Origin of the sequence: Phenylobacterium sp., assembly GCF_030693805.1 — a bacterium.
GTDB lineage: Bacteria > Pseudomonadota > Alphaproteobacteria > Caulobacterales > Caulobacteraceae > Phenylobacterium.
Genome location: NZ_JAUXZW010000375.1, coordinates 1 through 1,024, shown reverse-complemented (window position 1 = coordinate 1,024; position 1,024 = coordinate 1). Strand labels below are relative to the sequence as shown.

General features: G+C 40.6%; 1 protein-coding gene. It reads right to left on the bottom strand.

Annotated features, from left to right (window positions below):
- The coding region (locus tag Q8M88_RS14910; RefSeq protein WP_305597947.1) for an ATP-binding protein at positions 1 to 1,024 on the bottom strand (1,024 nt) is incomplete at both ends.

Below are 1,024 nucleotides of genomic sequence, written 5' to 3'. Positions count from 1 at the left end.
GATCGTATAATTTCAGTTAGTTGCCATGGCGTAGCAACAATCAGATTGTCAGTTATTTTGTATGGACTTGGACACTCTGGCACAACGAAAAATGATTTATTGGGATTTAAGTCCTGAATAGTAATTGTCATTGATTTGGTGCGTTGCGGATTTGGTGTGAATTTGGCATCAATGACAGCCAAACAATCTTCGCCCCTGAAAATCAGAAGATCGCATTCAGTTCCATCTGCCGTTCGGTAAAAGAAATAATTGTATTCGTCGCCTAAGGTATTGATGATGTCTTCAATCACATAACCTTCCCATAGGTTACCAAGTAATGGATGTCGAAGCAAATTTTCATAATCTGAAATATTCAGGAGGTAATTGACAATTCCGGAATCCCGGATATAAATTTTTGGCGACTTCACCGTTCTTTTGCCGATATTTGAATGCCACGGTTGCAGAAGCCTGACTATAAAAGACCGCTCGAAAAAGGAAATGGCATTGCTTACAGACGGTGAAGATATTCCAAGTGAATTGCTCAAACTGCTGCTGTTAAGCATTCCTCCCTGAGTGGCCGAAATCATTTGCAATAACCGTTGCAGGTTGGCAGGAGAAGCGCTTAATCCCAATAACCGCAAATCACGCTCAATGTAAGCCGAAATAAAAGATTTAAACCACTCCTTGCGAATGTGCTGATCATCCATTAAAAACGGGTCAGGAAATCCGCCTTTTAACCAATGGTTTCTGAAATCGCTTAATTGCTGTATTTCAGTGTGTTCAAATGGCGTCAACTCAAGATAGACGATTCGTCCGGCAAGGGTTTCATTGCTTAAAAATAACAATTCAGGACTTGCTGATCCGAGTAAAATAAACCGCGCATTTACCCGGTTGCTGTCAATAACTGAACGTAGAATTGGGAAAAGTTCAGGTCTTCTTTGAATTTCGTCAATAATTACTGTTTTATCCGTTAGCGCATTTAAAAATTCGACAGGATGGTCAAGAGCGCCCGAATCCGCAGGGTTTTCAAGATCAAGGTAAATAC